Genomic DNA, 22730 nt, shown 5'->3' on the forward strand with positions numbered 1-22730 from the left:
GCAGTGCCTCGCGACCCTTGCGCCCAAGGGGCACGCATTCGTGACCTCGTGCGCTACCGCGGCCCGTCGATGGCCCGTCGATGGCCCGTCGGAGGCCCGTCCGCGGCGGATCGCGCGCGGGGTCAGATGCGGCCGACGACCCTGCGCGGGGTGACCCGCACCACCACCCGCTCGGCGTCCTGCGCCGCGGCGGGGTTGAACGCGGCGTATTTCTTGCCCGTGTACTTCAGGCTGAGTTCGTCGATGAGTTCCTGGGCGCCCTCGGCGATCAGCTCCGCGCTGCCGCGGATCTCGGCGTACTCGTAGGGCGAGTCGGGGTCCTGCACGACGACGCTCACCCGGGGGTCGCGGTCGAGGTTGCGCTTCTTGCGGCGGTCGACCGTCGTGGAGACCAGGATCCGGTCGCCGTCCCGCTTCACCCATACCGGGGACAGCTGCGGTCCGCCGTCGGGCTGGATCGTGCCGAGCACGATGAAGACGGGGGTGTCGAGCAGGGCCTTGAGCCGGTCGGACAGGGCGGCGGACATCCGGGGTACCTCCTGGGTCGGCGGTGACTCTGCGGGTACCCTCGCACGCCCTCAGTACACCCGCACCACGAGCCTCGCACGCCCTCAGTCCACCCGCACCACGAGTGCCGTGGCGATCGCCATCAGCCCTTCGTCCCGGCCCGGGAAGCCCAGGCCGTCGGTCGTGGCGCCGGAGACCGAGACCGGGGCCCCGGCCGCCGCCGAGAGGATCCGCTGGGCCTCGTCGCGCCGCTTGCCGATCTTGGGGTGGGCCCCGACGACCTGCACCGCGACGTTGCCGATACGGAAGCCGGCGGCGCGCACGATGCGGGCCGCCTCGGTGAGCAGGGTGATCCCGGACGCGCCGGACCACTCGGGGCGCCCGGTGCCGAAGTGCTGTCCCAGATCGCCGAGGCCGGCGGCGGAGAACAGCGCGTTGCACGCGGCGTGGGCGACGACGTCCGCGTCGGAGTGGCCCGCGAGGCCGGGGCCCTCGCCCTCCCATTTCAGGCCGGCGCACCACAGCTCGCGGCCCTCCTCGAAGGCGTGGATGTCGGTGCCGATGCCGACCTGGGGCAGCGGCGCCCCGCCGACAGCGTCAGAAGCCATCGTTGAGCCTCCTGCGGGCGAGGACCGCCTCGGCGAGGACCAGGTCCAGCGGGCGGGTGATCTTGAATGCCTCCTCGTGGCCCGGGACGACCACGACCCGCTCGCCGAGCCGCTCGACCATGCTCGCGTCGTCGGTCACGTCGTCGGTGACCTTCTCGTGGGCCCGCACCAGCGTCTCCCGGTCGAAGCCCTGCGGCGTCTGCACCGCGCGCAGCCGGGCCCGCGGGGGCGTGGCCACCACCGGTTCCGGCATGCCCGGCCGCGCGGCGGGCTCGACCTCCTTGACGGTGTCGGCGAGGGGCAGCGCGGGCACGACGGCGCGGGCCCCGTCCCGGACCGCCTCGATCACGGTGTCCACCGTGTCCATCGGCACCAGCGGACGGGCCGCGTCGTGCACCAGGACGATGCCGTACCGCGGTGGCAGGGCGTCGAGGCCGAGCCGTACGGACTCCTGGCGCGAGTCCCCGCCGGGCACGACCAGGAAATCGGTCCCGCTGGGGGTGCCGCCGGGCAGCGCGTGCGCGTCGAGCAGCGACTTGACCTCGGCGGCGCCGTCCGGCGGGGCGACGACGACCACGAGGGAGACGGCGCGGGACGCGGCGAGCGCGCGGGCCGCGTGGATGAGCATGGGGGTGCCGCTGAGCGTGCGGAGCGCCTTGGGAGCGCCCGGACCGAGGCGCACGCCCCGGCCGGCGGCCGGAATCACGGCGGCGACGAGGGGCGGCGTGGGCGAAGGACGCGAAACGTCAGACATCGGTTCCTGTCAGGTTTGTGTGCTCGGCCTACGTGGGTATGGCCTGGGGAGTGCCGGGCGCGACGCCTTGACCGGACCCTTCCGTGACCCCGGTCGAGCCTGCTGCCCGGGCCCGGCACATCAAGTATTCCGGGGGTTCCCGTGGCGTCCGAGGACTTTCCCCGAGGCGTACGGCATCCAGGACCTGCAATCCGGGGACGTCGGGTGCAGACGCCGGACCAGGCGTCGCCTGAACGTCGAGTGCTTCTGTCGAATGCTTCCGGGGATGGACATGCCGCAGCGCCCGGCGACGGAAAATCGTCATCGGGCACCGCGGCATTTCACTGTGCTGAGCAGAGCGGGCGTTGCCTGCTTCGGGTCAGGACGCGAGCACCTCGTCGAGCAGGGCTTCGGCCTTGTCCTCGTTGGTGTTCTCCGCGAGAGCCAGCTCGCTCACCAGGATCTGGCGGGCCTTGGCGAGCATGCGCTTCTCACCGGCGGAGAGTCCGCGCTCGCGCTCGCGACGCCACAGGTCGCGCACGACTTCCGCGACCTTGATGACATCGCCGGAGGCGAGCTTCTCCAGATTTGCCTTGTATCGACGCGACCAGTTCGTGGGCTCCTCGGCATACGGCGCGCGCAGCACCTCGAAGACCCGGTCCAGCCCGTCCTGACCGACCACATCACGTACGCCGACGAACTCCGCATTGTCCGCTGGCACACGCACCGTCAGGTCACCCTGGGCGACCTTCAGCACCAAGTAGGTCTTGTCCACGCCTTTGATCTGACGAGTTTCGATGGCCTCGATCAGCGCGGCCCCGTGATGGGGATAGACCACGGTGTCGCCAACCTTGAACGTCATGTGACAGGTACCCCTTCCGTGGCTATCCAGGGTAACACGGATACGGCGTCTTCTGAATGGCGTTTTCGCAGGTCAGGGCATATCTCGGGGCTTGACAACAGCGACAGGAACGTGCTTCGCGGGCTCACCGGAAGCAGGTATTCGCAGGTCGGAGCACCTCTTCGACCGAGGAGAAACGCATATGTCACCCGCCTCCGGGGGCACCTCCAAGTGGACGAACGTCCCCATTTGTCCGGTTCCAGGTGTGCGACTTCCGGTACTCCGTTCGGCGGCTTGAGGCGGGCACGAGACGAATCCGGAATTGATCACAGGCGTCCGGCGAGCGGTACGTGATCAATATCCGAAGCGTCCCTGCATTCCTTCACCGGAAAATTGCGCCGCCTGTTATGTGAATGCCGGACGAGGGTTGAGTCAAGCTGAGTCAAAGTGACCCGGGAGTCACTTGTGCGGCGTGGGCGTACCCCCTGCGGGAGGGAAGCGGGGCACTTGGGGAGGGTCGGGTGCGGGCCCGCGGGGGCGGCTCGGTAGCCTGAGCGCGCTGACAGATACTTAGGGCGGCTTTATCAGGGAGTCGCCCCTGTGTTCAAGGAGTTGCCGCCGCCGTGAGCAGCAGCCTTCGACGCGGCGCCCTCGCCGCCTCCGCCCTCGTCTTCTCGATCGCCTCGCTCGCCGCCTGCGGCGCCGGCAACAACGCCCAGACCCTGGAGATCAAGCCGGACAACGCGGCCGTCAAGGTCGGTGATCTCAAGGTGCAGAACGCGATCGTCGTGACCCAGCCCGATTTGCAGTCCACGGGCCCGGCGGTGATCGCCGCGACCATCTTCAACAACGGCCGTGCCGCGCAGACCCTGCAGTCGATCGCCGTCGCCGGCACCAACAAGACCGCCCAACTCACGCCCGCCAAGGGTCAGTCGCTGACCATCCCGGCCGGCGGCTCGCTGATCCTCGGCGGCAAGGACAACGCCTCCGCCGTGCTGCCCAGCAGCCGCGAGGCGATCCGGGACGGCAACGCCCAGAAGATCACCTTCACCTTCAGCACGACCGGTGATGTGAGCCTGCGTGCCTTCGTCGTCCCCGCCGAGAGCTACTTCAGCTCCTGGGGTCCGAGCGAGATCCCGTCGCCTTCGGCCTCGCCGGCCCCGGGCGCCAAGCCGAGTGACAGCGCCAAGCCGTCGAAGAACGGCGCCTCCGCGGACCCGTCGGCCGCGGCGGGCCATGCGACCCCGACCGGCTCGGCCTCCGCGTCGGTCACACCGTCCGGCCACTGAGCGGACGGTCCCGGCCACCGGGGCCGACCCGCGACGACACCGCCGTACGGTGAAGGGCGGCGCCTTTCGGGGCGCCGCCCTTCACTGTGCCTGCGGTGCGGTCTACGGCTCAAACTTGTAGCCGAGCCCACGGACCGTCACCAGGTAGCGCGGCGCGCCCGGGTCGGGCTCGATCTTGGCGCGCAGGCGCTTGACGTGGACGTCCAGGGTCTTGGTGTCGCCGACGTAGTCGGCGCCCCAGACGCGGTCGATGAGCTGCATCCGGGTCAGCACGCGCCCGGCGTTGCGCAGCAGCATCTCCAGCAGGTCGAACTCCTTGAGCGGCAGGTCGACCTTGGAGCCGGAGACGGTGACCACATGCCGGTCGACGTCCATCCGGACCGGGCCGGCCTCCAGGGCCGCCGGGGTGACTTCCTCCGGCTCGCCGCGGCGGCGCAGCACGGCCCGGATACGGGCGACCAGCTCGCGCGAGGAGAACGGCTTGGTGACGTAGTCGTCGGCTCCTATTTCCAGGCCGACGACCTTGTCGATCTCGCTGTCCTTGGCGGTGACCATGATCACCGGGACGTTGGAGCGGCCGCGCAGCTGGCGGCAGACCTCCGTGCCGGGCAGGCCCGGCAGCATCAGGTCGAGGAGGACGAGATCGGCGCCGTTGCGCTCGAACTCGTCGAGTCCGTCGGGCCCGGTGGTCGCCACGGCGACCTCGAAGCCCTCCTTGCGAAGCATGTACGACAGGGCGTCGGAGAAGGACTCCTCGTCCTCGACGACGAGCACTCGGGTCACGGAAGGACCTCCGGGGCGGAAAGCGTTTCGTACGCGGTTGGGTCGGGGGGTGGAGACTGACCGTCCTCTTCGTCGAGGTCGGGGTACTGCTGAGCGCGGTCGCGGGCGGCACCCGCCTCCGGCAGTCGCAGGGTGAACGTGGAGCCCTGGCCTTCGGCGCTCCACACCGTGACCTCCCCGCCGTGCGAGGCGACCACGTGCTTGACGATCGCGAGACCCAGACCGGTGCCACCGGTGGCCCGGGAGCGGGCCGGGTCGACGCGGTAGAAGCGCTCGAAGATGCGCTCCTTGTCCTTGTCGGTGATGCCGATGCCCTGGTCGGTCACGGCGAGTTCGATCATGTCGCCGCCGGACGCGCTGATCCGGCGGGCGGCGATGCCCACGCGGGTGCGCGCCGGGGAGTAGTTGACGGCGTTCTCGACGAGGTTGCCGAGGGCGGCGGCGAGCTGCCCACGGTTCCCCCAGACATGCAGCTCGGCGGTGCCGCCCGCGGCCATGGTGATCTGCTTGGTGCCGGCCTGGTGGCGGCAGCGGTCGATGGCCTCGGCGACCAGTTCGTCGACCCGGACGGGCTCGGCGTCCTCCAGCGGGTCGTCGTTCTGCACCCGGGACAGGTCGATCAGCTCCTGGACCAGGTTGGTCAGGCGCGTCGCCTCGATCTGCATGCGGCCGGCGAACCGCTGCACGGCCTCCGGGTCGTCGGAGGCGTCCATGACGGCCTCCGACAACAGGGAGAGCGCCCCGACCGGGGTCTTCAGCTCGTGGCTGACGTTCGCGACGAAGTCGCGGCGTACCGCCTCGATACGGCGGGCCTCGGTGAGGTCCTCGACCAGGAGCAGCACCAGTCGCGATCCGAGCGGCGCCACCCGAGCGGACACCGCCAGGGCCTCGCCCCGGCCGCTCCCGCGTCTGGGAAGATCCAGCTCGACCTGGCGTATCTCACCGTCGCGCCGGGTGTCCTGGGCCATCTGGAGCATGGGCTCGACGGCCAGCTTGCCACCGCGCACCAACCCGAGGGCGTACGCGGCGGAGCTGGCCTTGACGACGGCGTCGGCCTCGTCGAGCACGACGGCGGAGGAGCGGAGCACGGACAGCACGGTGTCCACGCCCGGCGGAAGCACCGGATCCGTGTGCAGGGAGGTCCGCGTCGGGCGCTTCTGCTCCCGCTCGCTCCAGCGGAACGCCAGCATGGCAATGACACCGGTGAGCACCCCGGCGATCGCTGCCGCTGCGGCGACCGCCGCGTTCACGTCCATGCATCCAGGTTAGGCATGGGGTACGACATGCCCACAGCCGTCAGCATGCGACCTCGAACACTCGTCGCCCAGAGTTCACCTTGCAGCCAGTATTGGTTCATTTGGGATGGCGGAAACGGACGCGTACGAGCCGGACCGTGAGAGCGTGGGGTTCGCACCGCCTGGTTTCACCACGGGCCCCGACCCCGGAAGCCCCCACCGACGGACACGTACGAGAGGGAACCCTGATGCGGGACGCGTACCACGAGGAACTGGACTCGATCGGCGACGGACTGGTGGAGATGGCCCGGCTGGTCGGATCGGCCATCGGGCGCGCCACGACGGCGATCCTCGACCGCGATCTCAAGCTGGCCGAGAGTGTGATCGAGGCCGACCAGAAGGTCGACGAACTCCAGCACGACCTGGAGGCACGGGCGATAGCCCTGCTGGCCCGGCAGCAGCCGGTGGCCACCGACCTCCGTATCGTCGTCACGTCCCTGCGCATGTCGGCCGATCTGGAGCGCTCCGGCGACCTGGCGCAGCATGTGGCGAAGCAGGCCCGGCTGCGCTTCCCGGACCGCGCGGTCCCGCACGACCTGCACGCGACCATCCTGGAGATGGGCCAGCTCGCGCAGCGGCTGATGGCGAAGGCCGCCGAGGTCATCATCACCAAGGACATCGACCTGGCGCTCCAGCTGGAGCAGGACGACGACGAGATGGACCTCCTGCACCGCACCCTGTTCCAGCACCTGATGGACGACCGCTGGAAGCACGGCATCGAGACCGCCGTGGACGTCACCCTGCTCGGCCGCTACTACGAGCGCTACGCCGACCACGCGGTGGCCGTCGCCAAGCGCGTGGTGTACCTGGTGACGGGCGAGCACGCGGACGAGCTGCAGCCGGACATCCAGCCGGTGACGGGGGTCGAGGGAGCGTAGCTCCCTGGGGGCCACGCGCCCCGGGGCGGCCGGGCCCGGACCGGCCCGGACGGTCAGACGGACGGTCCGAACGTCCGGGGGTCGGTCCTGGTTCGGGGATCAGTCCTGGTTCGGGGATCAGTCCTGGTTCGGACCAGGGTCCGGGTCGACGGGGCTCGCGGGGGCTCGAATGTTTCCGTTGTTGCCGCTTCGGGCGTGCCGGCGCCTCCGTGCGCCGTTGATGCGCCCGAGGGAACGGGCATGGAATGGGCGAAAGGCACCAGGATCCAGCCTCTAGCCTCCAGGAGGGACCCATGGCCGAATCCCCCGGCACCATGCCCGACCCCACGCAGGAACGCGAGACCGACCAGCCCGCCGAGATCAGGAACCTCCCACTCGTCGGCGCGTGCGGCTGCGGCTCGGGCTGCGGCTGCGGGTGTCAGTCGGGCAACCCCTGCCAGTGCGGCTGACGGCACCCGCCGTCGCCCCCGCTCGCAGCCCGGACGCCGCCCGACATCGTCCGGTCGTCGTCCACACGAAGGGCCCGGGTGAGATCTCTCACCCGGGCCCTTCCGGCGCGCTCTCGCCTTCGCCTCGGGTTACTTCTTCTTGCCCTGGTTCTTGACCGCCTCGATGGCTGCTGCCGCTGCCTCCGGGTCGAGGTACCTGCCGCCGGGGGTGAGGGGGTTGAAGTCCTGGTCGAGTTCGTAGGCCAGGGGGATGCCCGTCGGGATGTTCAGGCCCGCGATGTCGGTGTCCGAGATGCCGTCCAGGTGCTTGACCAGGGCGCGCAGGCTGTTGCCGTGGGCGGCGACCAGGACCGTGCGGCCCGCCAGCAGGTCCGGGACGATGCCGTCGTACCAGTAGGGGAGCATGCGGGCGACGACGTCCTTCAGGCACTCCGTCCTCGGGCGCAGCTCCGGCGGGATGGACGCGTAGCGCGGGTCGTCCGACTGGGAGAACTCCGCGCCGTCCGCCAGCGGGGGCGGCGGGGTGTCGTACGAGCGGCGCCACAGCATGAACTGCTCCTCGCCGAACTCGGCGAGCGTCTGCGCCTTGTCCTTGCCCTGGAGCGCGCCGTAGTGGCGCTCGTTCAGGCGCCAGGAGCGGTGGACCGGGATCCAGTGGCGGTCGGCGGCCTCCAGCGCGAGCTGCGCCGTGCGGATCGCGCGCTTCTGGAGGGACGTGTGGACCACGTCGGGCAGCAGGCCGGCGTCCTTGAGCAGCTCACCGCCGCGGATCGCCTCCTTCTCGCCCTTCTCGTTGAGGTTGACGTCCACCCAGCCGGTGAACAGGTTCTTCGCGTTCCACTCGCTCTCGCCGTGGCGGAGCAGGATCAGCTTGTACGGTGCGTCGGCCATGCCCCAGAGCGTAATCCACCTGTTCGGGCGCCCGCGGAAGTGCCCGGAAGCCGGACGATTGACGGCATCTGTTAATTGAGTGGCCCTCGCCGGAGGCGCTTTCGTAAGTTGATTCGTAAGTTGTGATCAAGGCTTGTGCCGCTTACATCCGGGGGGGTCCTTCCATGTCCGTCGCCGCGCTCAGACGCGCCGCCCGGGAGAGCGTCTCCGGGCTGCCCCGCGAGTTCTGGTGGCTGTGGACCAGCACCCTCGTCAACCGGCTGGGCGGCTTCGTCGCCACGTACATGGCGCTCTATCTGACCGTGAACGAGGGGTACAGCGCGTCGTACGCGGGTCTTGTCGCCTCGCTGCACGGGCTGGGCGGGGTCGTCTCCTCGCTCGGCGGCGGCGTGCTGGCCGACCGGCTGGGGCGGCGGCCGACCCTGCTCATCGCGCAGTCGGCCACCGCCGCCTCGGTGGCGCTGCTCGGGTTCATGCGCGACCCCGTCGCCATCGCCGCCGTCGCGTTCCTCGTCGGCATGGCCGCCAACGCCTCGCGGCCCGCCGTGCAGGCGATGATGGCGGACATCGTCCGGCCCGAGGACCGAGTCCGGGCGTTCGCGCTCAACTACTGGGCCATCAACCTCGGGTTCGCCGTCTCCTCCCTGGGCGCGGGCTTCATCGCCGAGGTCAGTTATCTGGCCGGCTTCCTGATCGAGGCGGGGATGACGGCCGTCTGCGCGGTCGTCGTGTTCGTCAAGCTGCCCGAGTCGCGACCAGTCCGGGTCATCGGGCAGAGCAGCAAGAGCCCCGAGGACGAGGTGAGTCTGCGGACCGTGCTGCGCGACGGGCGGTTCATGGCCGTCGTAGCGCTGTCCTTCCTCGTCGCGGTGGTCTTCCAGCAGGGCGCGGTCGGACTGCCGGTGGCGATGGGCTCCGCCGGGTTCTCGCCCGCCGACTACGGCACGGCGATCGCCGTCAACGGCGTGCTGATCGTCGCCCTGCAGATCCCCGTGACCCGCTTCATCGAGCACCGGGACCCGCGACGGCTGCTCGTGATCTCCTCGCTGATCGCCGGGTACGGCTTCGGGCTCACCGCGTTCGCCGGGTCGGTCGGCGTGTTCGCGCTCACCGTGTGCGTGTGGACGCTCGCCGAGATCGTGAACGCGCCCACCCAGACGGGTCTGGTGGTGCGCCTCTCGCCGGTACACGGACGTGGCCGCTACCAGGGCATGTACACGCTGTCCTGGTCCCTCGCGGCGCTGGTCGCTCCCCTGATGTCCGGCCTGGTCATCGACCGCTTCGGCGCGGAGTGGCTGTGGGGGATGTGCGCCGTCGTCGGTACGGCGGCGGCGCTCGGGTACGGGGTGCTGATGCGGCGGCTGCCCGCCGAGCAGACCAAGCCGCCCGCCCCCTCCCCCTCCCCCGCGCCCAGCGGCAACGGCAACGGCAGCGGCAACGGCAACGGCAACGGCAACGGCAACGGCAACGGCAGCGAACCCGAGGTTCCCGCGGCCTGACCCGGGACGGGACCGGCCCGCCTCACGGGTGCATGCGCGCCCCCTTCAGCACCTTGTCGACCGCGTTGCGCGGCCCGCACACCGCGAGCCCCACGAGGTCCAACTCCGCCGTGGGCACCGCCCGGACGGCCGCGCGGTTGTCCCGGTCGTTGCCCGTGGTGAAGAGGTCCGAGGTGAACACGGCCCGGGGCAGCGCGCGGGACAGGGCCCGGCCGTGGGCGGTGGCCAGCGTCTCCTTGGTGCCCTCGAAGACCAGGACCGGCTGACCGAACATCGGCAGGTAGGGCACGCCGTCCGCGTCCTCGTAGGACTCCCCGATCACCTCGGGCAGCCGCGCGCCGAGGCCGCTGACCAGGAACGCGGTGACGTTCAGGCGCTGCCGGGGCGCCAGGTCCGCGCGGAGCAGTACGGCGATCTTCGTGTCGGAACGGACGGGTTCCAGGCTCTGCGTGCTCATGCGCTGAGACTGCCGGGCGGCCCGGTATGCCGTCTTGTACGTTCTTTGCATGGCCGCGCGTCCGGAAGTCTCCGCCTGGCGCCCGCGCGTCCCGGGTGTCGTGGAGGTCTTCCACGCGCGTTTCACCGAGTACGCGTATCCGATGCATATCCACCAGGCATGGACGCTGCTGATCGTCGACGACGGGGCCGTCCGGTACGACCTGGACCGGCACGAGCACGGCACCCCGCACGACACGGTCTCGCTGCTGCCACCGCACGTCCCGCACAACGGCTCCCCCGCCACCGCGCACGGCTTTCGCAAGCGCGTCCTCTACCTCGACGCCTCGCGGCTCGGCGACGAGCTGATCGGCCCCGCGGTCGACGGCCCCGACCTGCGCGATCCGCTGCTGCGGCGGCGCGTCGGGCAGGTGCACGGCGCGCTCGCGCGGCCGGGCGACGAACTGGAGGCGGAGAGCAGGCTGACCCTCGTCGAGGAGCGGCTGCGGGCCCATCTGCGGCCCCGGATCGGCACGGCGCCGGTCCGGCGGGACCCCGCGCTCGCCCGGTCGCTGCGGGAGCTGCTCGACGAGCGGATCACGCACGGCATCGGGCTGGCGGAGGCGGCGCGGCTGCTGTACGCCCATCCCGCCCATCTGGTGCGGGCGTTCAGCTCCGCCTACGGGATCGCGCCGCACCAGTACCTGATGTCGCGCCGGGTCGAGCGCGCCCGCCGCCTGCTGCTCGACGGGCGGGCGGCGGGCGAGGTGGCATCGGTGACCGGGTTCTACGACCAGGCCCATCTGACCCGGCACTTCAAACGGCTGGTGGGCGTGACCCCGGGACGCTACCGGCTCAGCGCGCGCTGAGCATCGTACGGGTCGTACGGCTCGTACAGGTGGTGCGGCTCGTACAGGTGGTGCGGGCGTGCGACGCCCGTGGTGCCGTACGGCTCCGGCCGGGAGTGCGGGGCGCCGGGCCGAAGTCCCCTCCCCTGACACGAGTTCCCCGCGGCAGCTGTGGCGTGCGGTCAGTCGGTTGGACGCTGGGTCAGATGGGTGAACGCGTCCAGGTTCCGGGTCGATTCGCCCCGGGACACCCGCCAGGCGTACTCCTTGCGGATCGCGGAGGCGAAGCCGAGTTCCAGGAGGGTGTTGAAGCTGCCGTCCGCAGCCTCCAGGACCTGGCCCAGCAGCCGGTCGGTCTCCTCGGCGGTGACGGAGGACAGCGGCAGCCGGGCGGTGACATAGATGTCGCCGAGCGGGTCGACGGCGTAACTCACGCCGTACAGCTTGAGGTTGCGTTCCAGGAGCCAGCGGTGGACGGCCGCCTCGTTCTCGTCGGGGTGTCGGATCACGAACGCGTTGAGCGAGAGGGAGTGGCGGCCCACGATCAGCGAGACCGTCGTGGACAGCTTGCGGGTGCCGGGGAGCGTGACCACATAGCTGCCGGGCTCCGGGCTCTCCCACTCCAGTTCGGCGTCCTTCAGGGCACCCTCGATGGCCTGCGCCGCCCGCTGCTGCCGTGAATCCTCACCCATGGGGCGAGCGTACGTGACGGCGATGGGCCTGGGTCGCGGCCGTGTACACATCGGCGGTGGCGGCGGCCGCGCTGTCCCAGCCGAAGGACTGCGCGTGCCGGGCCGCGGCGGCGCCCATACGGGCGGACAGCGCCGGGTCCTCGGCGAAGCGGCGCAGCACGCGCGCGTAGTCCGCCGGGTCGTGGCCCCGCACCAGGAAGCCGGTCTCGCCGTCGCGCACCGCCACCGGAAGCCCGCCGACCGAGGCGGCGAGCACCGGCGTACCGGCCGCCTGCGCCTCTATCGCGACCAGCCCGAAGGACTCGCTGTACGACGGCACGACCAGGACCGAGGCGGCGCGGAACCAGTCGGCGAGCTGCTCCTGGCCGACGGGCGGGCGGAACCGTACGACATCGGCGATGCCGAGCCGGGCGGCGAGCTTCTGCAGCCCCTCCGGCTTGGCGAGGCCGCTGCCGCTGGGCCCGCCGACCACCGGTACGACGATCCTCGACCGCAGCCGGGGGCACTCGTCGAGAAGGACGGCCACGGCGCGCAGCAGTACATCGGGGGCCTTGAGCGGCTGTATGCGGCCCGCGAAGAGCGGGACCAGGGCGTCCGGCGGCAGGCCGAGACGGGCGCGGGCGGCGGCGCGGCCGTCGGCCGGCAGGAAGCGCTCCAGGTTCACGCCCGGGTGGACCACGGCGACCTTCGCCGGTTCGGCGGCGTAGTGCCGCACGAGTTCACCGGCCTCCTCGGCGGTGTTGGCGATCAGCCGGTCGGCGGCGACGACGATCTGGGTCTCGCCGATGACGCGGGCGGCGGGCTCGGGGGTGTCACCCGCGGCCAGGTTGGCGTTCTTGACCTTGGCCATGGTGTGCATGGCGTGCACCAGGGGCACGCCCCAGCGCTGGGCGGCGAGCCAGCCGACGTGCCCGGAGAGCCAGTAGTGGGAGTGGACCAGGTCGTAGTGGCCGGGGCGGTGGCCGGCCCATGCCTGCATCACACCGTGGGTGAAGGCGCACAGCTGGGCCGACAGGTCCTCCTTGGCGAGACCCTCGTAGGGGCCCGCGTCGATATGCCGGACGAGCACACCGGGGGCGAGCTGGACCGTCGGCGGGAGGCCGCTCGCGGTGGCCCGGGTGAAGATCTCCACCTCGATGTCGATCGCGGCCAGGCGCTGCGCCAGCTCCACGATGTAGACGTTCATGCCGCCGGCGTCGCCGGTGCCCGGCTGGTGGAGCGGTGAGGTGTGCACCGAGAGCATGGCCACGCGTCGGGGCCTGCGGTGCAGTCGCAGCCGCGGGGGCGCGGCCGGTGAGCGACGCCCGAGCCTGCTGACGTACTGGCTCACGTGGCGTTCCTCCTCGTCGCGGGCCTGCCGGTCGGATGCCGGTCCAATGCCGACCGGATGCCGGTCGGAGGACGCGGTGCGCCCTCCAAGGGGGTGCAACAGCGCAGGGGGCAACCGCATTTCCCGATCACTGAGCTTTACCCAATCATTGCCCGTGATCGCTCAACCGTTCGATACGGGAATGCGTCAGGAATGCGTGGAGCGCACGCGGGCGTGCTTGCCCTCGTACCCCTCGTACCCTCGTACGCATGACAGCCCGCGCCGCCCTCCCCCACTCTCGGCTTCGCTCGGGCGGGGGCGGCCCCACCATAGGAACGGTGACGCGCGGGACCACCCACCCGAACCGCCTGCGCCGCATGGACCGCTGGATCGCCGCCACGCACGGCGCCGAACTGCGGCGCGCCGCCGACCCGGTGGCCGTCGACCTCGGCTACGGGGCCGCACCCTGGACGGCCGTCGAACTGCTCGGCCGGCTGCGCGCCGTGGCGCCCCGCACGCGTGTGGTCGGCTTCGAGATCGAACCGGCCCGGGTCGCGGCGGCCCGGCCGTACGAGCGCGTCGGGCTGCACTTCCGGCACGGCGGCTTCGAGGTCCCCGTGCCCCGGCGCCCGCTTCTCATCCGCGCCGCCAACGTGCTGCGCCAGTACGACGAGGCCGAGGTCGCCGACGTCTGGACCCGGCTGTGCGCGCGGCTCGCCCCGGCCGACGGCCGCTCCCGCGGCGGGCTGCTCGTCGAGGGCACCTGCGACGAGATCGGGCGGCGGCACGTATGGGTGGCGCTCGGCCCGGAGGGCCCGCGGACGGTCACCTTCGCAGCCCGGCTCGGTTCCCTGGAGCGCCCCTCCGACCTCGCCGAACGCCTCCCGAAGGCGCTCATCCACCGCAATGTGCCCGGGGAGCCGGTGCACGCCTTCCTGCGCGACTTCGACCGCGCCTGGGCCGCCGCCGCGCCCTACGCCTCCTACGGCGCCCGGCAGCGCTGGATCCGGGCGGTACGGGACCTGACGGCCGACTGGCCGGTGACAGACTCGGCACCACGCTGGCGACAGGGCGAAGTGACGGTGGCGTGGGGGGCGTTGGCGCCCCGGGGCTAGGGGCTCCGCGAGCATCGCCGTTGCTGGGATCAGGGGGCTTCGGGGCTTCGGGGCTTCGGGGCTTCGGGGCTTCGGGGCTTCGGGGCTTCGGCGGCAGCCAGGCCGCCGAGGCCAGGGGTGTCGCGGGCATCGCCCCCGGAATGGGGTGGCGCCGTTTCACCATCCCCCGGCGTCCCCCGGCGTCGCTCGGCGTCGCGAGGTCAGCGGTGGTGACGACCTCGGGCGGGGGCCGGTGGCGACGGCCGACATGAACAGCCGGCCGCCGTCGCCAGGGCCTGCCGAAGGGTCTCGAAGGGCCGTCAGCACCACGCCGCCGGTGGAGAGTCCGGCGCGCACCGGGGCGTCCATGTCCCGCGCGCGGTTCGGTGCGCAGTTCAGCGTGCAGTTCGGTGCGCGGCTCGGTGCGCAGTTCAGTGTCCAGCTCGGTGTCGTCGGCGAGACGATCAGCACCCGCGTCAGGGCCACACGGCGAGGCGGTCATACGCCCCTCGGCGCGGCGAGGAACGATCTATGTGAGTCGTTCGTCACACATGCGGGAGATCGTCGTGACAGGACGGGAAAGAGGGGAGGACCCACCAAGTACCACCTCTGTCGCTTTACGCCGCGACATGGCACGATCCCCCAGGCACGTAAGTTACTGACGGTAAATCAGTTTGGGGGTACGGGTATGGGAACAGGCAAGCGCGGCCTGATCACAGCGGCGGCGGCCGTGGTCTGCGCGGTCACCGTACTGGCGGCGCCCGGCACGGCGTTCGCGAGCCCCTCGCCATCGCCGTCCCCCAGCACCTCACCGTCCCCCACCGCCTCGCCGTCGACCGCCCCGAGCCCGCCTCCCAACAAGGATCTGGAGGCCGTCCGCAAGAAGCTCGACAGCCTCTACCACGATGCGGCCGTCGCCACCGACGCCTACAACGCGGCCGAGGAAAAGGCGAAGGAGCAGTCCGCCGAGATCGTCGAGCTGGCCCGGAAGATCGTCCAAGGGCAGCGCAAACTGGACAAGTTGAAGGACCGCGCGGGCGCTGCGGCCCGTGCCCAGTACCGCACCGGCGGGTTGCCGCCGCAGGCCCAGCTGATGCTGAGCGACGATCCCCAGCAATTCCTGAGCGGCGCGGGACGGGTGCTCCAGGGCCAGCGGGCCACCAAGGGCCTGATCGGTGAAATGACCCGCGCCCAGCAGGACTTGGAGCAGTACGCGAAGGACGCCTCCACCCAGTGGGAGAAGCTGGATACGGGTCGCAAGGCGAAGGCCGCCGCCAAGAAGAAGATCAAGCAGCAGATCGCGGCCGCCGAGCAGCTGGAGTCCCGGCTGGCGAAGCAGGAGAAGGTGCGGCTGGCCAAGCTGGAGCGGGAGGCCGCGTACCGGGCGCAGACCGCCTGGCTCGACACCGGAATACTCAAGGAGGTCAGCGGCAAGGCGTCCACGCAGGGCAAGAAGGCCGTCGCGTTCGCCTCGGCCCAGATCGGCAAGCCCTACGAATGGGGCGCGGAGGGTCCGGACACGTTCGACTGCTCGGGCCTGACCTCACAGGCGTGGGCGGCGGCCGGCCGGCCCGTCCCGCGCACCTCGCAGGAACAGTGGAAGCAGCTCAAGCACATCGAGGTCAAGGACATGCGCCCCGGCGACCTCGTCATCTACTTCGACGATGCCACCCACGTCGGGATGTACGTGGGCGACGGCAGGATCGTCCACGCCCCCCGCCCCGGTCGGACGGTGACGATAGCGGGGGCGGGCTCGATGCCGATCCTGGGTGTGGTGCGACCGGACGCGTGACGTGCGGGCGGCGGGACATCGGGCGGGGGCGGGGGATGCCGGGCGGGGCGTCAGAAGCGGGCGTGACACGGGTCATGTGACCCACGGCACGCCCAACCTCCGGCAAACCCCGCCGGGACGTGAGCTTCGTCATTCGGCTCCCACCGTCGCCCTGTCCAACTGCGGTACGGAACGCGGCATATGCCAGTGGTCTGTCGTGGAGCGACGCGGCTCACCCCATTCCGTTGCGGTGGCCAGTACCGCTATGGTCCCCGTCGGGTGGGTCGAGGTCCCTCGCCCCGCCGTGCCCTCGGGGGGAGGGAAGGAACCCAACACGATGCCCGTACCCGTACCGCGACAGAGAGCCATCCCGGCCGTGGAGAGTGCTCAGGCGCAGGCCGGGTCGGCCGTCGGCGGCCCCCTCAAGGAAAAGGCCAACCGAAAGGACGCCGGCGCCCCGACCTCGGCCGGCGCCAACCTGACCCTGCTGCTGATCGAGGACGATCCGGCCGGTTCGCCGCTCGTGCCCGAACTGCTGGACTCGGCCGGCAAGCCGATCCGCGTCCGCACCGCCCGCAACCTCACCGAGGCCGGACGGCTGCTCACCGACGACGTCCACTGCATCCTGCTGGACCTCGCGCTCCCGGCACCCGGCCGGTCCGGCGACGGTGACGGTGACGACGACGAGTTGGCCGTGCTCAAGCATGTCCTCGAACTCGCCCCCCGGCACGCCGTCCTCGCGCTGACCGCGTCCGGCGACGCCGAGCGCGGTGCCGAGGCGGTGCGGGTGGGCGCCCAGGACTACCTCTTCCGGGACGAACTGGACGGGCGGCTGCTGAGCCGCGCCATCCGCTACGCGGTGGAGCGCAAGCGTTCCGAATCGGCCGAGCGGCGGCTCGCCGAGGGCCGGGTGCGCGCCCAGGAGAACCGCCGTCTGGAACGGGGCCTGTTGCCGACGCCCCTGCTGGACGGCTCGTCGCTGCGCTTCGCCGCCCGCTACCGCCCCGGCCGCTCGCGCGCACTGCTCGGCGGTGACTTCTACGACACCGTGCGCACGCCCGACGGCACCGTGCACGCCATGATCGGAGACGTCAGCGGGCACGGCCCCGACGAGGCCGCGCTCGGCGTGGAACTGCGCATCGCCTGGCGGGCGCTGACGCTGGCCGGACTGTGCGGTGACGAGTTGCTCGGCACGCTCCAGCAGGTGCTGGAGCACGAGCGCTCGGACGAGGAGATCTTCGCGACCCTGTGTACGGTGGACATCTCCCCCGACGGCCGCTGGGCGGGCCTGTGCCTGGCCGGCCATCCCTCCCCGCTGCTCGCCCGCCCGGACTGCCCCGCCCGGCTGCTGCCGTACGACAACAACGGCCCCGCACTCGGCCTGCTCCCCGGCGCCCGCTGGCCGCGCATGCAGATGGAGCTGGGCGCCGAATGGAGCCTGATGCTCTACACCGACGGCCTGATCGAGGGCCGGATCGGAAAGGGCGGGGAGCGCCTCGGGCAGGACGGGATGGTGAGCATGATCCGCCGCCAGTTCGCCGAGGGCCTGCGCGGCGAGCGTCTGCTGCGGGCCGCGGTCCACGAGGTCCGCGACCTCAACGGAGGGGAGTTGACGGACGACGTGGCCGTGGTCCTGCTGGACCGCGTCCCGTAGCCCCCGGCCGCCCGGCTCGCACCGGTCCCTCTTCCGCGGCGAGGACGCACGACGGATAGGGCGGGCGTGACGACTGAGGCGGTGGGGCGACTGCGGCGGCTGTGGTGTTCGTGGCGTTGTTTGTGGCGGGCGTGGCGGGCGTGCGCCAAGGAGTATGCATGGGCCATGGCATGCGCGGGCTATGACGCGCGGGGGTTATGGCAGACGTAGGCCGTGGTGCGATGGGGGGATGGCGGGCGTAGGCCGTGGCCCCGCGGTGGCCGTGGAGCGCGATCCGGTCGTGCGTCGGATCCGCTGCTGCCGCGAGCCCGTCGGCTCGCTCGGGGCTCGCACCCGCTTGCACCAGGCGGCGGGCACGCCGGTGCAGGCGCTCAGGGCCGTGGCGTGGTGCCTGGCGGTTATGGCACGGGGCGCTGTGGCGCGCCGCGACCGGGATGCTCGGCGGCCGGGATGCTCAGTGGCCGTTGTCCTGACGGCCGGGATGCCCGGCAGCTGCCGCCACGACGCCGTGCCGCTCGGCTCCCGCAATGCCGTGCCGCTAGGCCGTGCCGCAATTACGAGCTGCCAGGCCGTGCTCCCGGACGCGGCGCGGAGGTTCAGCGGCCGCCGTTGTACGGTCCGTACGGCCCGTCGCTACTGCTTCCACCGCGGCGGCGGCCCCAGCCGCTACCGCCCGACACCTGCTTGAGCGCGGGACGCACATCCACGATGTAGACGATGCTCGCGACCACACCGATGATCGGCAGGAACGAGAGGATCGAGAACAGGAAGCTCACCAACAGCGCGATGGCCAGGATGATCAGCCAGAACACCTTGTTCTGCTTGTCGGCCGCGCGGAAGGCGTCCTCGCGACGGAACGCCGCGTCGACCAGCCCGAACGCGGCGAGGGCCATCAGGACGCCCTTCAACAGTCCCAAGAACCCCGCGAAGCCCAACATCAGCATGTCGCCCACCGCCCGTTCTTTCCGACTCCTACGCGGCAACCGTACCCGTACAACGGGCCGGACACCCCAGGGGTGCCCGGCCCGTACGCGAGAACGCCCTTACTTGGCCGGCGGCGTGGTCTTCTTGACGGGGGGCTTGCGGGCCGGGGCCTGCTGGACCGGATCCCTCTGGACCGAGGTCTTCTGAACCGGAGCCTTCTCCGCGGGCGCCTTCTCCGCCACGGGCTTCTTCACCGGCGCGGGCTTCTTCACCGGCGCGGGCACGGTCCTCGCCTCGGCGGTCCTTGTCTCGGCGGTCCGCGCCGCGGCAGGCTTCGGCTCGGCGGTCCTCACTGCGGCGGCCTTCGGCTCGGCAGGCTTAGGTTCGGCCTTGACCGCCACCCGCTGCGCCTTCGGCTCGACGGCGACGGCCAGTTCCTCGATCTCCTCGGCGGCTTCGCCACGCCAGGTCTTCACGGCCTGCTCGCCGTGCTCGGCAACCTTCTCGTAGGTCTCCCGGGCCTTGACGGCGTACTCCGCGGCGACGCCGACGCTACGCAGGGCCAGGTCCTGAGCGGACTCACCGAGCTTCTTCAGATCGGCGTCGATCGTGCTGCCGAGCTTCTTCAGGTCGCCGTCGAGGCTGCCGAAGAACTCGTTGACCTTGGTCTGGAGGCTCTCCTGCGCTTCCTTGGCCCTGACCTGAAGGGTCTCCTGAGCCTCCTTGGCACGTGCGGCGGCCCTCTCCTGCACGGCCTTCGGGTCGGTGTTGCGCACGGCCTCGATACGGGCCGGGGCCTCCGCGCGTAGCTGCTCCACCAGTCCGGGCACCTTCTTGGCCTGCTGGATGGCCAGGTCGGCGGTGCCAGCGGCGAAGTACAGCGGGGTCGGGTCGCTGAGGGTCTTGCGCAGATCGTCGGTGATGGCCATGGTGAGGGTCCTCCCGGATTCACGTTCGGCTGAGGGTTTGTGTGGTCCGCGGCGGGGCGGCCGGTGCCCTGGTCCGGCTCAACCGGCCGTCCGCCGCGGGTCGGCGTTACTGCCGTCGTCCGTGTGGGTGTCAGGCACGGCGGTGTCGTCGTGCCCGCCGTCGTGGCCGTCGCTCTTGCCGACGCCCGCCTGCGCGTCCACCGCACCGCGGCCGGCTCCTTCGCCGCCGTCGGCGGCGCCGCCCACGCCTCCGAATCCGTTCTCCTTGCGGAAGGACTCGTAGATCTGCAGCAGCACCTGCTTCTGCCGTTCGTCGAGGGTGGGGTCGGCGAGGATGACGGCGCGCGTCTCCACCTCGTCGCGGTCCCGCTCGGCGTCGAGGATTCCGGCGCGGACGTACAGCGTCTCCGCGGAGATCCGCAGGGCCTTGGCGACCTGCTGCAGCACCTCAGCGCTCGGCTTGCGCAGCCCGCGCTCGATCTGGCTCAGGTACGGATTGGACACGCCGGCGGCGTCGGCGAGCTGCCGGAGCGAGAGCTGCGCGTTGCGGCGCTGCTCGCGCAGGTACTCACCGAGATTGCCGACGTTGAGCGATGCCATGCCTCCACCTTGCCCCCCTCCGCTAACAATTGCAAGCGCCCGCTTGCAAAAGTGCGCCGCACCTGCTCCACCTCACTCGGAGAGCCCCGGCGGCTGCTGTCCGTTCCCGGTGGAAGTGAGCGGTTCCCGCTCTATCTGATTGGCGAAGTGATCGGGTCCCGGTTGTTCTGATCAGCGGGACCCTGTTGGCGTCTCAGCCGGTCGGTGTGCCGACGTAGGTGTGGGTGCGGGTGTACGCGGTGAAGCCCAAGGACTCGTACAGCCGCTTGGGGATGGGGTACGCGGCGTCGCCACGGGAGTAGACGATGGCACGGTGGCCGCCTGCATCGGCGAAGGCGTGCAGCACCGCGATGCAGACGGCTCGGGCGAGGCCGAGGCGGCGGTGATCGGGGTGGGTGCCGACGGGTTCGAATTCGCCGATTCCATTTGCGGGGTCGTACCAGCCTTGGCAGTAGGCGACGACTTCCCCGGTGGGCGAGGTCACGATGAGATCGTGTTCGGGCCGGTAGGGCCAGGTGTCCCGCATGCGGGCGTGTCGTTCGGTGGTGATTCGGGTCGATCCGAAGGCGGCGCGGTGTGCTGCCGCCCGGCCTGCCACGTCGGCATGGTCGCGCTGGGGGTGGATCGAGTAGCCGTCCGGCAGGTGCGGGATGTCCGGCAGCTCGGTGAGGGGGCGGCCAAGGCACGCCATGAACGGGCCGTCGTCGGTCCGTGTGTATACGCGCTGCTCCAGTGCCTTGATCAGGTGTGGTTCGTTCTCGGTGACGTCGATGCTCAGCGGGCCGGGTGCCGTTTGTTCGGCCCAGGCGAGGACGTCACGGGCCAGTTCCGGGTAATCCGGGTCGACCTGGAGCATCAAGGTGTCGGGCAGTTCTAACCAGCCCCAGGCCAGCGTCTGTTCGCCGTGGGTCCAGACGGCTGTCGGGCACTGGTCGGCTCGGTCGAGGGCCAGGCACCAGTTCCAGGTGAGGTCGCCGATGTGGTGGTAGCCGATTGCCGGAAAAGTGCGAGTGGCCAGGCTCTGCATGGCGCGCAGTGCCTGCGGATCGAGGATCAGTCCTGCCCTCTCGGCCGGGTAGGTGATGAGGACGGGCTCCGGTGTACTCGCGCGTCCATGTCGGCCGAGGATGCTAGGGACCTGGAACGTTGCGTACATTCCGCTCGCTGACGTCGGACAGGAAGCGGGCCACGGTGCCGAAATCGGCGTCGTCGTGCAGGACAGTCAGTCCATGATGCACGGCGGTCGCACAGATCATCAGGTCGAGCGGCCCGGCCGCACCGAGGGCGCCCTTCTCCACGAGCGCGTACTGGGCTGTTTCAATCCAGTCCCACAACCTCTTCGGGAGAGGTACGTCGGGGTACAGATCGGTGAACATTTCCCCCATGGCCTCGTACTCCGCGGCGTTGCGCGCTGAGCGCCGGAACTCGGCTCTCTGGGGAGCGCACGACCCGATGGCCCGGAGGGTGGTGGTCTCCAGCCACGCGTCCCTCAACTGCTCCTCGCGGAGGAGGCGCCACAGACCCGAGGAGTCGAGCAGGTAGTGGATCACGCGCCGCCCTGCTTGTTCTCGACGCGGCGCTGCTGCCAGCCCTCGTAGTCCCACTGCTGGGCGGCGTGGAAGTGCTTGGCTACGAGCGCGGCCCGCTCATGGCGCTCGGCGTACTCGCGAAGGGCGGCATTGACCACGTCCTTCTTGGTGCCACCACCGGCGACACGCATGGCCTTCTCCAGCGCATCGTCATCAAGGTCGATCGTCGTCACGCTCATACTGGACTCCTTTATTCAAGGGCAATATCCAGTATATGCATCCACGGGGGGCATGCCTTGTCCCGGACCACCGACGCGTTCCGCCCCCCAGACCTCCTGTCGTGGTTCGCTGAACGCCGACAGACGAGGTCGTGGCTTCACCCCGGGCGGACTGCATGCCGTTCATTCGGACTCCCCACCCTCCCAGAGTTGCCAGAAAGCCCGGTAGTGCTCGACCCGCTGGAAGCCGATGCTGAGTCCGTCCTCACGGTTGAGTCCGGCAAAGTCGGCGTTCGACTTCGGGTGCGGTTCGAGGCCGGTGGCCTGCTCATAGAACGCTGCCAGAGCCAGCGGATCAGGGCAATCGAGCGTTATCGCAACCAAGTTCATCTGCGGCGGCATGACATCTCCGGGCCGATCGGTGGACTTTCGCGATGAACACCCTAGAGGCGGCAGCCTGCGGAAGGGCGGCGGGGTCGGGGGGCGTACGCCCGCCGGCCCCTGACGGCGGACGGTGTGTCAGGGGGCGGTGGGCGTCAGAGCATTCCTTGATCGGTTCGCGCCGGGTGGCGGGACGGAGACGCGCTCCCCGAACGGGTTCGGGGTGAGGACGGCCTCCGCGAGTTCCAGCGCGACGCGTTCGGCGTCGGTGAAGTAGGGGGCGTCCTGCCACGTCGCCACCGCGGTGATGCGCCGCTCCTCCTCCCCCGCCTTGCGCAGACCGTCGGCCATCTGGACGCAGTGGTAGGTGCTGCCGACGATCTGCGCGGCGCGGAGCAGCATCGGGGTGATGGCGGTCTGCGGAACCGGGCCGTTGCGGACGGCCTTGCGCACGGTCCCGGAGAGGGCGGCCAGGTCGGGGTAGAGCCCGGTGAGGTCGGGCAGGCGCGACCGGATCCCGTCCTGCTGGGATGCGGTGTCGCTGGTGGAGGTGGTCATGGCGGAGTCGCTCCT

The 22730-nt window shown here is 70.9% G+C and carries 25 protein-coding genes and 1 pseudogene; 8 read left to right on the forward strand and 18 right to left on the reverse strand.

Annotation, left to right across the window (positions count from 1 at the left end):
- Positions 1 to 122: 122 nt before the first annotated feature.
- From ACWEKM_RS01580 to ACWEKM_RS01595, 4 genes are all read right to left on the reverse strand, one after another.
- Positions 123 to 527 (reverse strand): PPOX class F420-dependent oxidoreductase, encoded by a 405-nt coding sequence (locus tag ACWEKM_RS01580; protein ID WP_451619123.1) that lies wholly within the window; start codon positions 525 to 527, stop codon positions 123 to 125.
- Positions 528 to 611: 84 nt separating this feature from the next.
- Positions 612 to 1115, reverse strand: a complete 504-nt coding sequence (ispF, locus tag ACWEKM_RS01585; protein WP_451619124.1) for a 2-C-methyl-D-erythritol 2,4-cyclodiphosphate synthase — start codon at positions 1113 to 1115, stop codon at positions 612 to 614.
- Complete coding sequence (ispD, locus tag ACWEKM_RS01590) at positions 1105 to 1869, reverse strand: 2-C-methyl-D-erythritol 4-phosphate cytidylyltransferase (RefSeq protein ID WP_451619125.1); 765 nt, start codon at positions 1867 to 1869, stop codon at positions 1105 to 1107. The genes ispF and ispD overlap by 11 nt, the downstream gene beginning before the upstream one ends.
- Before the next feature lie 358 nt (positions 1870 to 2227).
- Complete coding sequence (locus ACWEKM_RS01595; RefSeq protein WP_003953493.1) at positions 2228 to 2710, reverse strand: CarD family transcriptional regulator; 483 nt, start codon at positions 2708 to 2710, stop codon at positions 2228 to 2230.
- Between the two features lie 602 nt (positions 2711 to 3312).
- On the opposite strand from ACWEKM_RS01595, the gene ACWEKM_RS01600 reads away from it, so the two are divergent.
- Positions 3313 to 3978, forward strand: coding sequence for a DUF461 domain-containing protein (locus ACWEKM_RS01600; RefSeq protein WP_451619126.1), 666 nt, complete (start codon positions 3313 to 3315; stop codon positions 3976 to 3978).
- Between the two features lie 102 nt (positions 3979 to 4080).
- Here ACWEKM_RS01600 and ACWEKM_RS01605 read toward each other — a convergent pair whose 3' ends face one another.
- Positions 4081 to 4761 carry a response regulator transcription factor gene (locus ACWEKM_RS01605; protein ID WP_015659563.1) on the reverse strand — a complete coding sequence of 227 codons (681 nt, stop codon included), beginning with the start codon at positions 4759 to 4761 and terminating at the stop codon, positions 4081 to 4083.
- Complete coding sequence (locus ACWEKM_RS01610; RefSeq protein ID WP_451619127.1) at positions 4758 to 6017, reverse strand: sensor histidine kinase; 1260 nt, start codon at positions 6015 to 6017, stop codon at positions 4758 to 4760. The genes ACWEKM_RS01605 and ACWEKM_RS01610 overlap by 4 nt, the downstream gene beginning before the upstream one ends.
- A 227-nt stretch (positions 6018 to 6244) precedes the next feature.
- Here ACWEKM_RS01610 and phoU point away from each other — a divergent pair, with 227 nt between their 5' ends.
- On the forward strand, positions 6245 to 6934 hold the full coding sequence (gene phoU, locus ACWEKM_RS01615) for a phosphate signaling complex protein PhoU (RefSeq protein WP_451619128.1): 690 nt from the start codon (positions 6245 to 6247) through the stop codon (positions 6932 to 6934).
- Positions 6935 to 7227: 293 nt separating this feature from the next.
- Positions 7228 to 7383, forward strand: coding sequence for a hypothetical protein (locus ACWEKM_RS01620; protein ID WP_451619129.1), 156 nt, complete (start codon positions 7228 to 7230; stop codon positions 7381 to 7383).
- A gap of 129 nt (positions 7384 to 7512) precedes the next feature.
- On the opposite strand, the gene ACWEKM_RS01625 is transcribed toward ACWEKM_RS01620, so the two are convergent.
- Positions 7513 to 8274 (reverse strand): phosphoglyceromutase, encoded by a 762-nt coding sequence (locus ACWEKM_RS01625; protein ID WP_451619130.1) that lies wholly within the window; start codon positions 8272 to 8274, stop codon positions 7513 to 7515.
- A gap of 164 nt (positions 8275 to 8438) precedes the next feature.
- Here ACWEKM_RS01625 and ACWEKM_RS01630 point away from each other — a divergent pair, with 164 nt between their 5' ends.
- Complete coding sequence (locus ACWEKM_RS01630) at positions 8439 to 9773, forward strand: MDR family MFS transporter (protein WP_451619131.1); 1335 nt, start codon at positions 8439 to 8441, stop codon at positions 9771 to 9773.
- Positions 9774 to 9795: 22 nt separating this feature from the next.
- Here the strand turns inward: ACWEKM_RS01630 and ACWEKM_RS01635 are convergent, their stop codons facing one another.
- Positions 9796 to 10230 carry a DUF2000 family protein gene (locus ACWEKM_RS01635; RefSeq protein WP_451619132.1) on the reverse strand — a complete coding sequence of 145 codons (435 nt, stop codon included), beginning with the start codon at positions 10228 to 10230 and terminating at the stop codon, positions 9796 to 9798.
- Between the two features lie 49 nt (positions 10231 to 10279).
- Between ACWEKM_RS01635 and ACWEKM_RS01640 the strand changes: the two genes are divergently transcribed.
- Complete coding sequence (locus tag ACWEKM_RS01640; RefSeq protein WP_451619133.1) at positions 10280 to 11077, forward strand: AraC family transcriptional regulator; 798 nt, start codon at positions 10280 to 10282, stop codon at positions 11075 to 11077.
- Between the two features lie 161 nt (positions 11078 to 11238).
- Here the strand turns inward: ACWEKM_RS01640 and ACWEKM_RS01645 are convergent, their stop codons facing one another.
- Both ACWEKM_RS01645 and mshA read right to left on the reverse strand, forming a co-directional pair.
- Positions 11239 to 11748, reverse strand: coding sequence for a YbjN domain-containing protein (locus ACWEKM_RS01645; RefSeq protein ID WP_451619134.1), 510 nt, complete (start codon positions 11746 to 11748; stop codon positions 11239 to 11241).
- Positions 11741 to 13078, reverse strand: a complete 1338-nt coding sequence (gene mshA, locus ACWEKM_RS01650; protein WP_451619135.1) for a D-inositol-3-phosphate glycosyltransferase — start codon at positions 13076 to 13078, stop codon at positions 11741 to 11743. The genes ACWEKM_RS01645 and mshA overlap by 8 nt, the downstream gene beginning before the upstream one ends.
- 248 nt (positions 13079 to 13326) lie before the next feature.
- On the opposite strand from mshA, the gene ACWEKM_RS01655 reads away from it, so the two are divergent.
- The 3 genes from ACWEKM_RS01655 to ACWEKM_RS01665 all read left to right on the forward strand — a co-directional run bounded on the left by ACWEKM_RS01655 (position 13327) and on the right by ACWEKM_RS01665 (position 17576).
- Positions 13327 to 14172, forward strand: coding sequence for a class I SAM-dependent methyltransferase (locus ACWEKM_RS01655; protein ID WP_451619136.1), 846 nt, complete (start codon positions 13327 to 13329; stop codon positions 14170 to 14172).
- A 667-nt stretch (positions 14173 to 14839) separates the two neighbouring features.
- Complete coding sequence (locus tag ACWEKM_RS01660) at positions 14840 to 15943, forward strand: C40 family peptidase (protein WP_451619137.1); 1104 nt, start codon at positions 14840 to 14842, stop codon at positions 15941 to 15943.
- A 316-nt stretch (positions 15944 to 16259) separates the two neighbouring features.
- Positions 16260 to 17576, forward strand: a complete 1317-nt coding sequence (locus tag ACWEKM_RS01665) for a PP2C family protein-serine/threonine phosphatase (RefSeq protein ID WP_451619138.1) — start codon at positions 16260 to 16262, stop codon at positions 17574 to 17576.
- A gap of 596 nt (positions 17577 to 18172) precedes the next feature.
- Here ACWEKM_RS01665 and ACWEKM_RS01670 read toward each other — a convergent pair.
- The 8 genes and pseudogenes from ACWEKM_RS01670 to ACWEKM_RS01705 all read right to left on the reverse strand — a co-directional run bounded on the left by ACWEKM_RS01670 (position 18173) and on the right by ACWEKM_RS01705 (position 22715).
- The gene (locus tag ACWEKM_RS01670) at positions 18173 to 18520 is read right to left on the reverse strand and encodes a DUF2516 family protein (RefSeq protein ID WP_451619206.1); all 348 of its coding nucleotides are present in this window, start codon (positions 18518 to 18520) and stop codon (positions 18173 to 18175) included.
- 99 nt (positions 18521 to 18619) lie between these two features.
- Positions 18620 to 19429 carry a hypothetical protein gene (locus ACWEKM_RS01675; protein WP_451619139.1) on the reverse strand — a complete coding sequence of 270 codons (810 nt, stop codon included), beginning with the start codon at positions 19427 to 19429 and terminating at the stop codon, positions 18620 to 18622.
- 78 nt (positions 19430 to 19507) lie between these two features.
- Positions 19508 to 20029: a helix-turn-helix domain-containing protein gene (locus ACWEKM_RS01680; protein ID WP_451619140.1), complete on the reverse strand. Its 522-nt coding sequence runs from the start codon at positions 20027 to 20029 to the stop codon at positions 19508 to 19510.
- A gap of 193 nt (positions 20030 to 20222) precedes the next feature.
- Entirely contained in the window at positions 20223 to 21185 is a 963-nt protein-coding gene (locus ACWEKM_RS01685) for a GNAT family N-acetyltransferase (RefSeq protein WP_451619141.1), read from the reverse strand.
- Positions 21160 to 21579 carry a PIN domain-containing protein gene (locus ACWEKM_RS01690; protein ID WP_451619142.1) on the reverse strand — a complete coding sequence of 140 codons (420 nt, stop codon included), beginning with the start codon at positions 21577 to 21579 and terminating at the stop codon, positions 21160 to 21162. Before ACWEKM_RS01690 ends, ACWEKM_RS01685 begins: the two co-directional genes overlap by 26 nt.
- A complete protein-coding gene (locus ACWEKM_RS01695; RefSeq protein WP_451619143.1) occupies positions 21576 to 21797 on the reverse strand; it encodes a type II toxin-antitoxin system VapB family antitoxin in 222 nt (73 codons plus the stop codon). The genes ACWEKM_RS01690 and ACWEKM_RS01695 overlap by 4 nt, the downstream gene beginning before the upstream one ends.
- 198 nt (positions 21798 to 21995) lie before the next feature.
- A pseudogene (locus ACWEKM_RS01700) lies at positions 21996 to 22178 on the reverse strand (VOC family protein); the annotation flags it as partial.
- A gap of 117 nt (positions 22179 to 22295) precedes the next feature.
- On the reverse strand, positions 22296 to 22715 hold the full coding sequence (locus tag ACWEKM_RS01705; RefSeq protein ID WP_451619144.1) for a carboxymuconolactone decarboxylase family protein: 420 nt from the start codon (positions 22713 to 22715) through the stop codon (positions 22296 to 22298).
- Between the last annotated feature and the right edge of the window lie 15 nt (positions 22716 to 22730).

This window comes from Streptomyces sp. NPDC004752 (assembly GCF_053601275.1).

Bases quoted from the DNA above. Each gene is read 5' to 3' on its own strand.
- ACWEKM_RS01680 (WP_451619140.1), bottom strand. From the start codon at position 20,029: ATGGCATCGCTCAACGTCGGCAATCTCGGTGAGTACCTGCGCGAGCAG.
- ispD (WP_451619125.1), bottom strand. From the start codon at position 1,869: ATGTCTGACGTTTCGCGTCCTTCGCCCACGCCGCCCCTCGTCGCCGCC.
- ACWEKM_RS01635 (WP_451619132.1), bottom strand. From the start codon at position 10,230: ATGAGCACGCAGAGCCTGGAACCCGTCCGTTCCGACACGAAGATCGCC.
- ACWEKM_RS01695 (WP_451619143.1), bottom strand. From the start codon at position 21,797: ATGAGCGTGACGACGATCGACCTTGATGACGATGCGCTGGAGAAGGCC.
- ACWEKM_RS01670 (WP_451619206.1), bottom strand. From the start codon at position 18,520: ATGCTGATGTTGGGCTTCGCGGGGTTCTTGGGACTGTTGAAGGGCGTC.
- ACWEKM_RS01610 (WP_451619127.1), bottom strand. From the start codon at position 6,017: ATGGACGTGAACGCGGCGGTCGCCGCAGCGGCAGCGATCGCCGGGGTG.
- phoU (WP_451619128.1), top strand. From the start codon at position 6,245: ATGCGGGACGCGTACCACGAGGAACTGGACTCGATCGGCGACGGACTG.
- ACWEKM_RS01660 (WP_451619137.1), top strand. From the start codon at position 14,840: ATGGGAACAGGCAAGCGCGGCCTGATCACAGCGGCGGCGGCCGTGGTC.
- ACWEKM_RS01665 (WP_451619138.1), top strand. From the start codon at position 16,260: ATGCCCGTACCCGTACCGCGACAGAGAGCCATCCCGGCCGTGGAGAGT.
- ACWEKM_RS01620 (WP_451619129.1), top strand. From the start codon at position 7,228: ATGGCCGAATCCCCCGGCACCATGCCCGACCCCACGCAGGAACGCGAG.
- ACWEKM_RS01645 (WP_451619134.1), bottom strand. From the start codon at position 11,748: ATGGGTGAGGATTCACGGCAGCAGCGGGCGGCGCAGGCCATCGAGGGT.
- ACWEKM_RS01580 (WP_451619123.1), bottom strand. From the start codon at position 527: ATGTCCGCCGCCCTGTCCGACCGGCTCAAGGCCCTGCTCGACACCCCC.
- ACWEKM_RS01595 (WP_003953493.1), bottom strand. From the start codon at position 2,710: ATGACGTTCAAGGTTGGCGACACCGTGGTCTATCCCCATCACGGGGCC.
- ispF (WP_451619124.1), bottom strand. From the start codon at position 1,115: ATGGCTTCTGACGCTGTCGGCGGGGCGCCGCTGCCCCAGGTCGGCATC.
- ACWEKM_RS01630 (WP_451619131.1), top strand. From the start codon at position 8,439: ATGTCCGTCGCCGCGCTCAGACGCGCCGCCCGGGAGAGCGTCTCCGGG.
- ACWEKM_RS01705 (WP_451619144.1), bottom strand. From the start codon at position 22,715: ATGACCACCTCCACCAGCGACACCGCATCCCAGCAGGACGGGATCCGG.
- ACWEKM_RS01685 (WP_451619141.1), bottom strand. From the start codon at position 21,185: ATGTACGCAACGTTCCAGGTCCCTAGCATCCTCGGCCGACATGGACGC.
- ACWEKM_RS01675 (WP_451619139.1), bottom strand. From the start codon at position 19,429: ATGGCCATCACCGACGATCTGCGCAAGACCCTCAGCGACCCGACCCCG.
- ACWEKM_RS01625 (WP_451619130.1), bottom strand. From the start codon at position 8,274: ATGGCCGACGCACCGTACAAGCTGATCCTGCTCCGCCACGGCGAGAGC.
- ACWEKM_RS01640 (WP_451619133.1), top strand. From the start codon at position 10,280: ATGGCCGCGCGTCCGGAAGTCTCCGCCTGGCGCCCGCGCGTCCCGGGT.
- ACWEKM_RS01655 (WP_451619136.1), top strand. From the start codon at position 13,327: ATGACAGCCCGCGCCGCCCTCCCCCACTCTCGGCTTCGCTCGGGCGGG.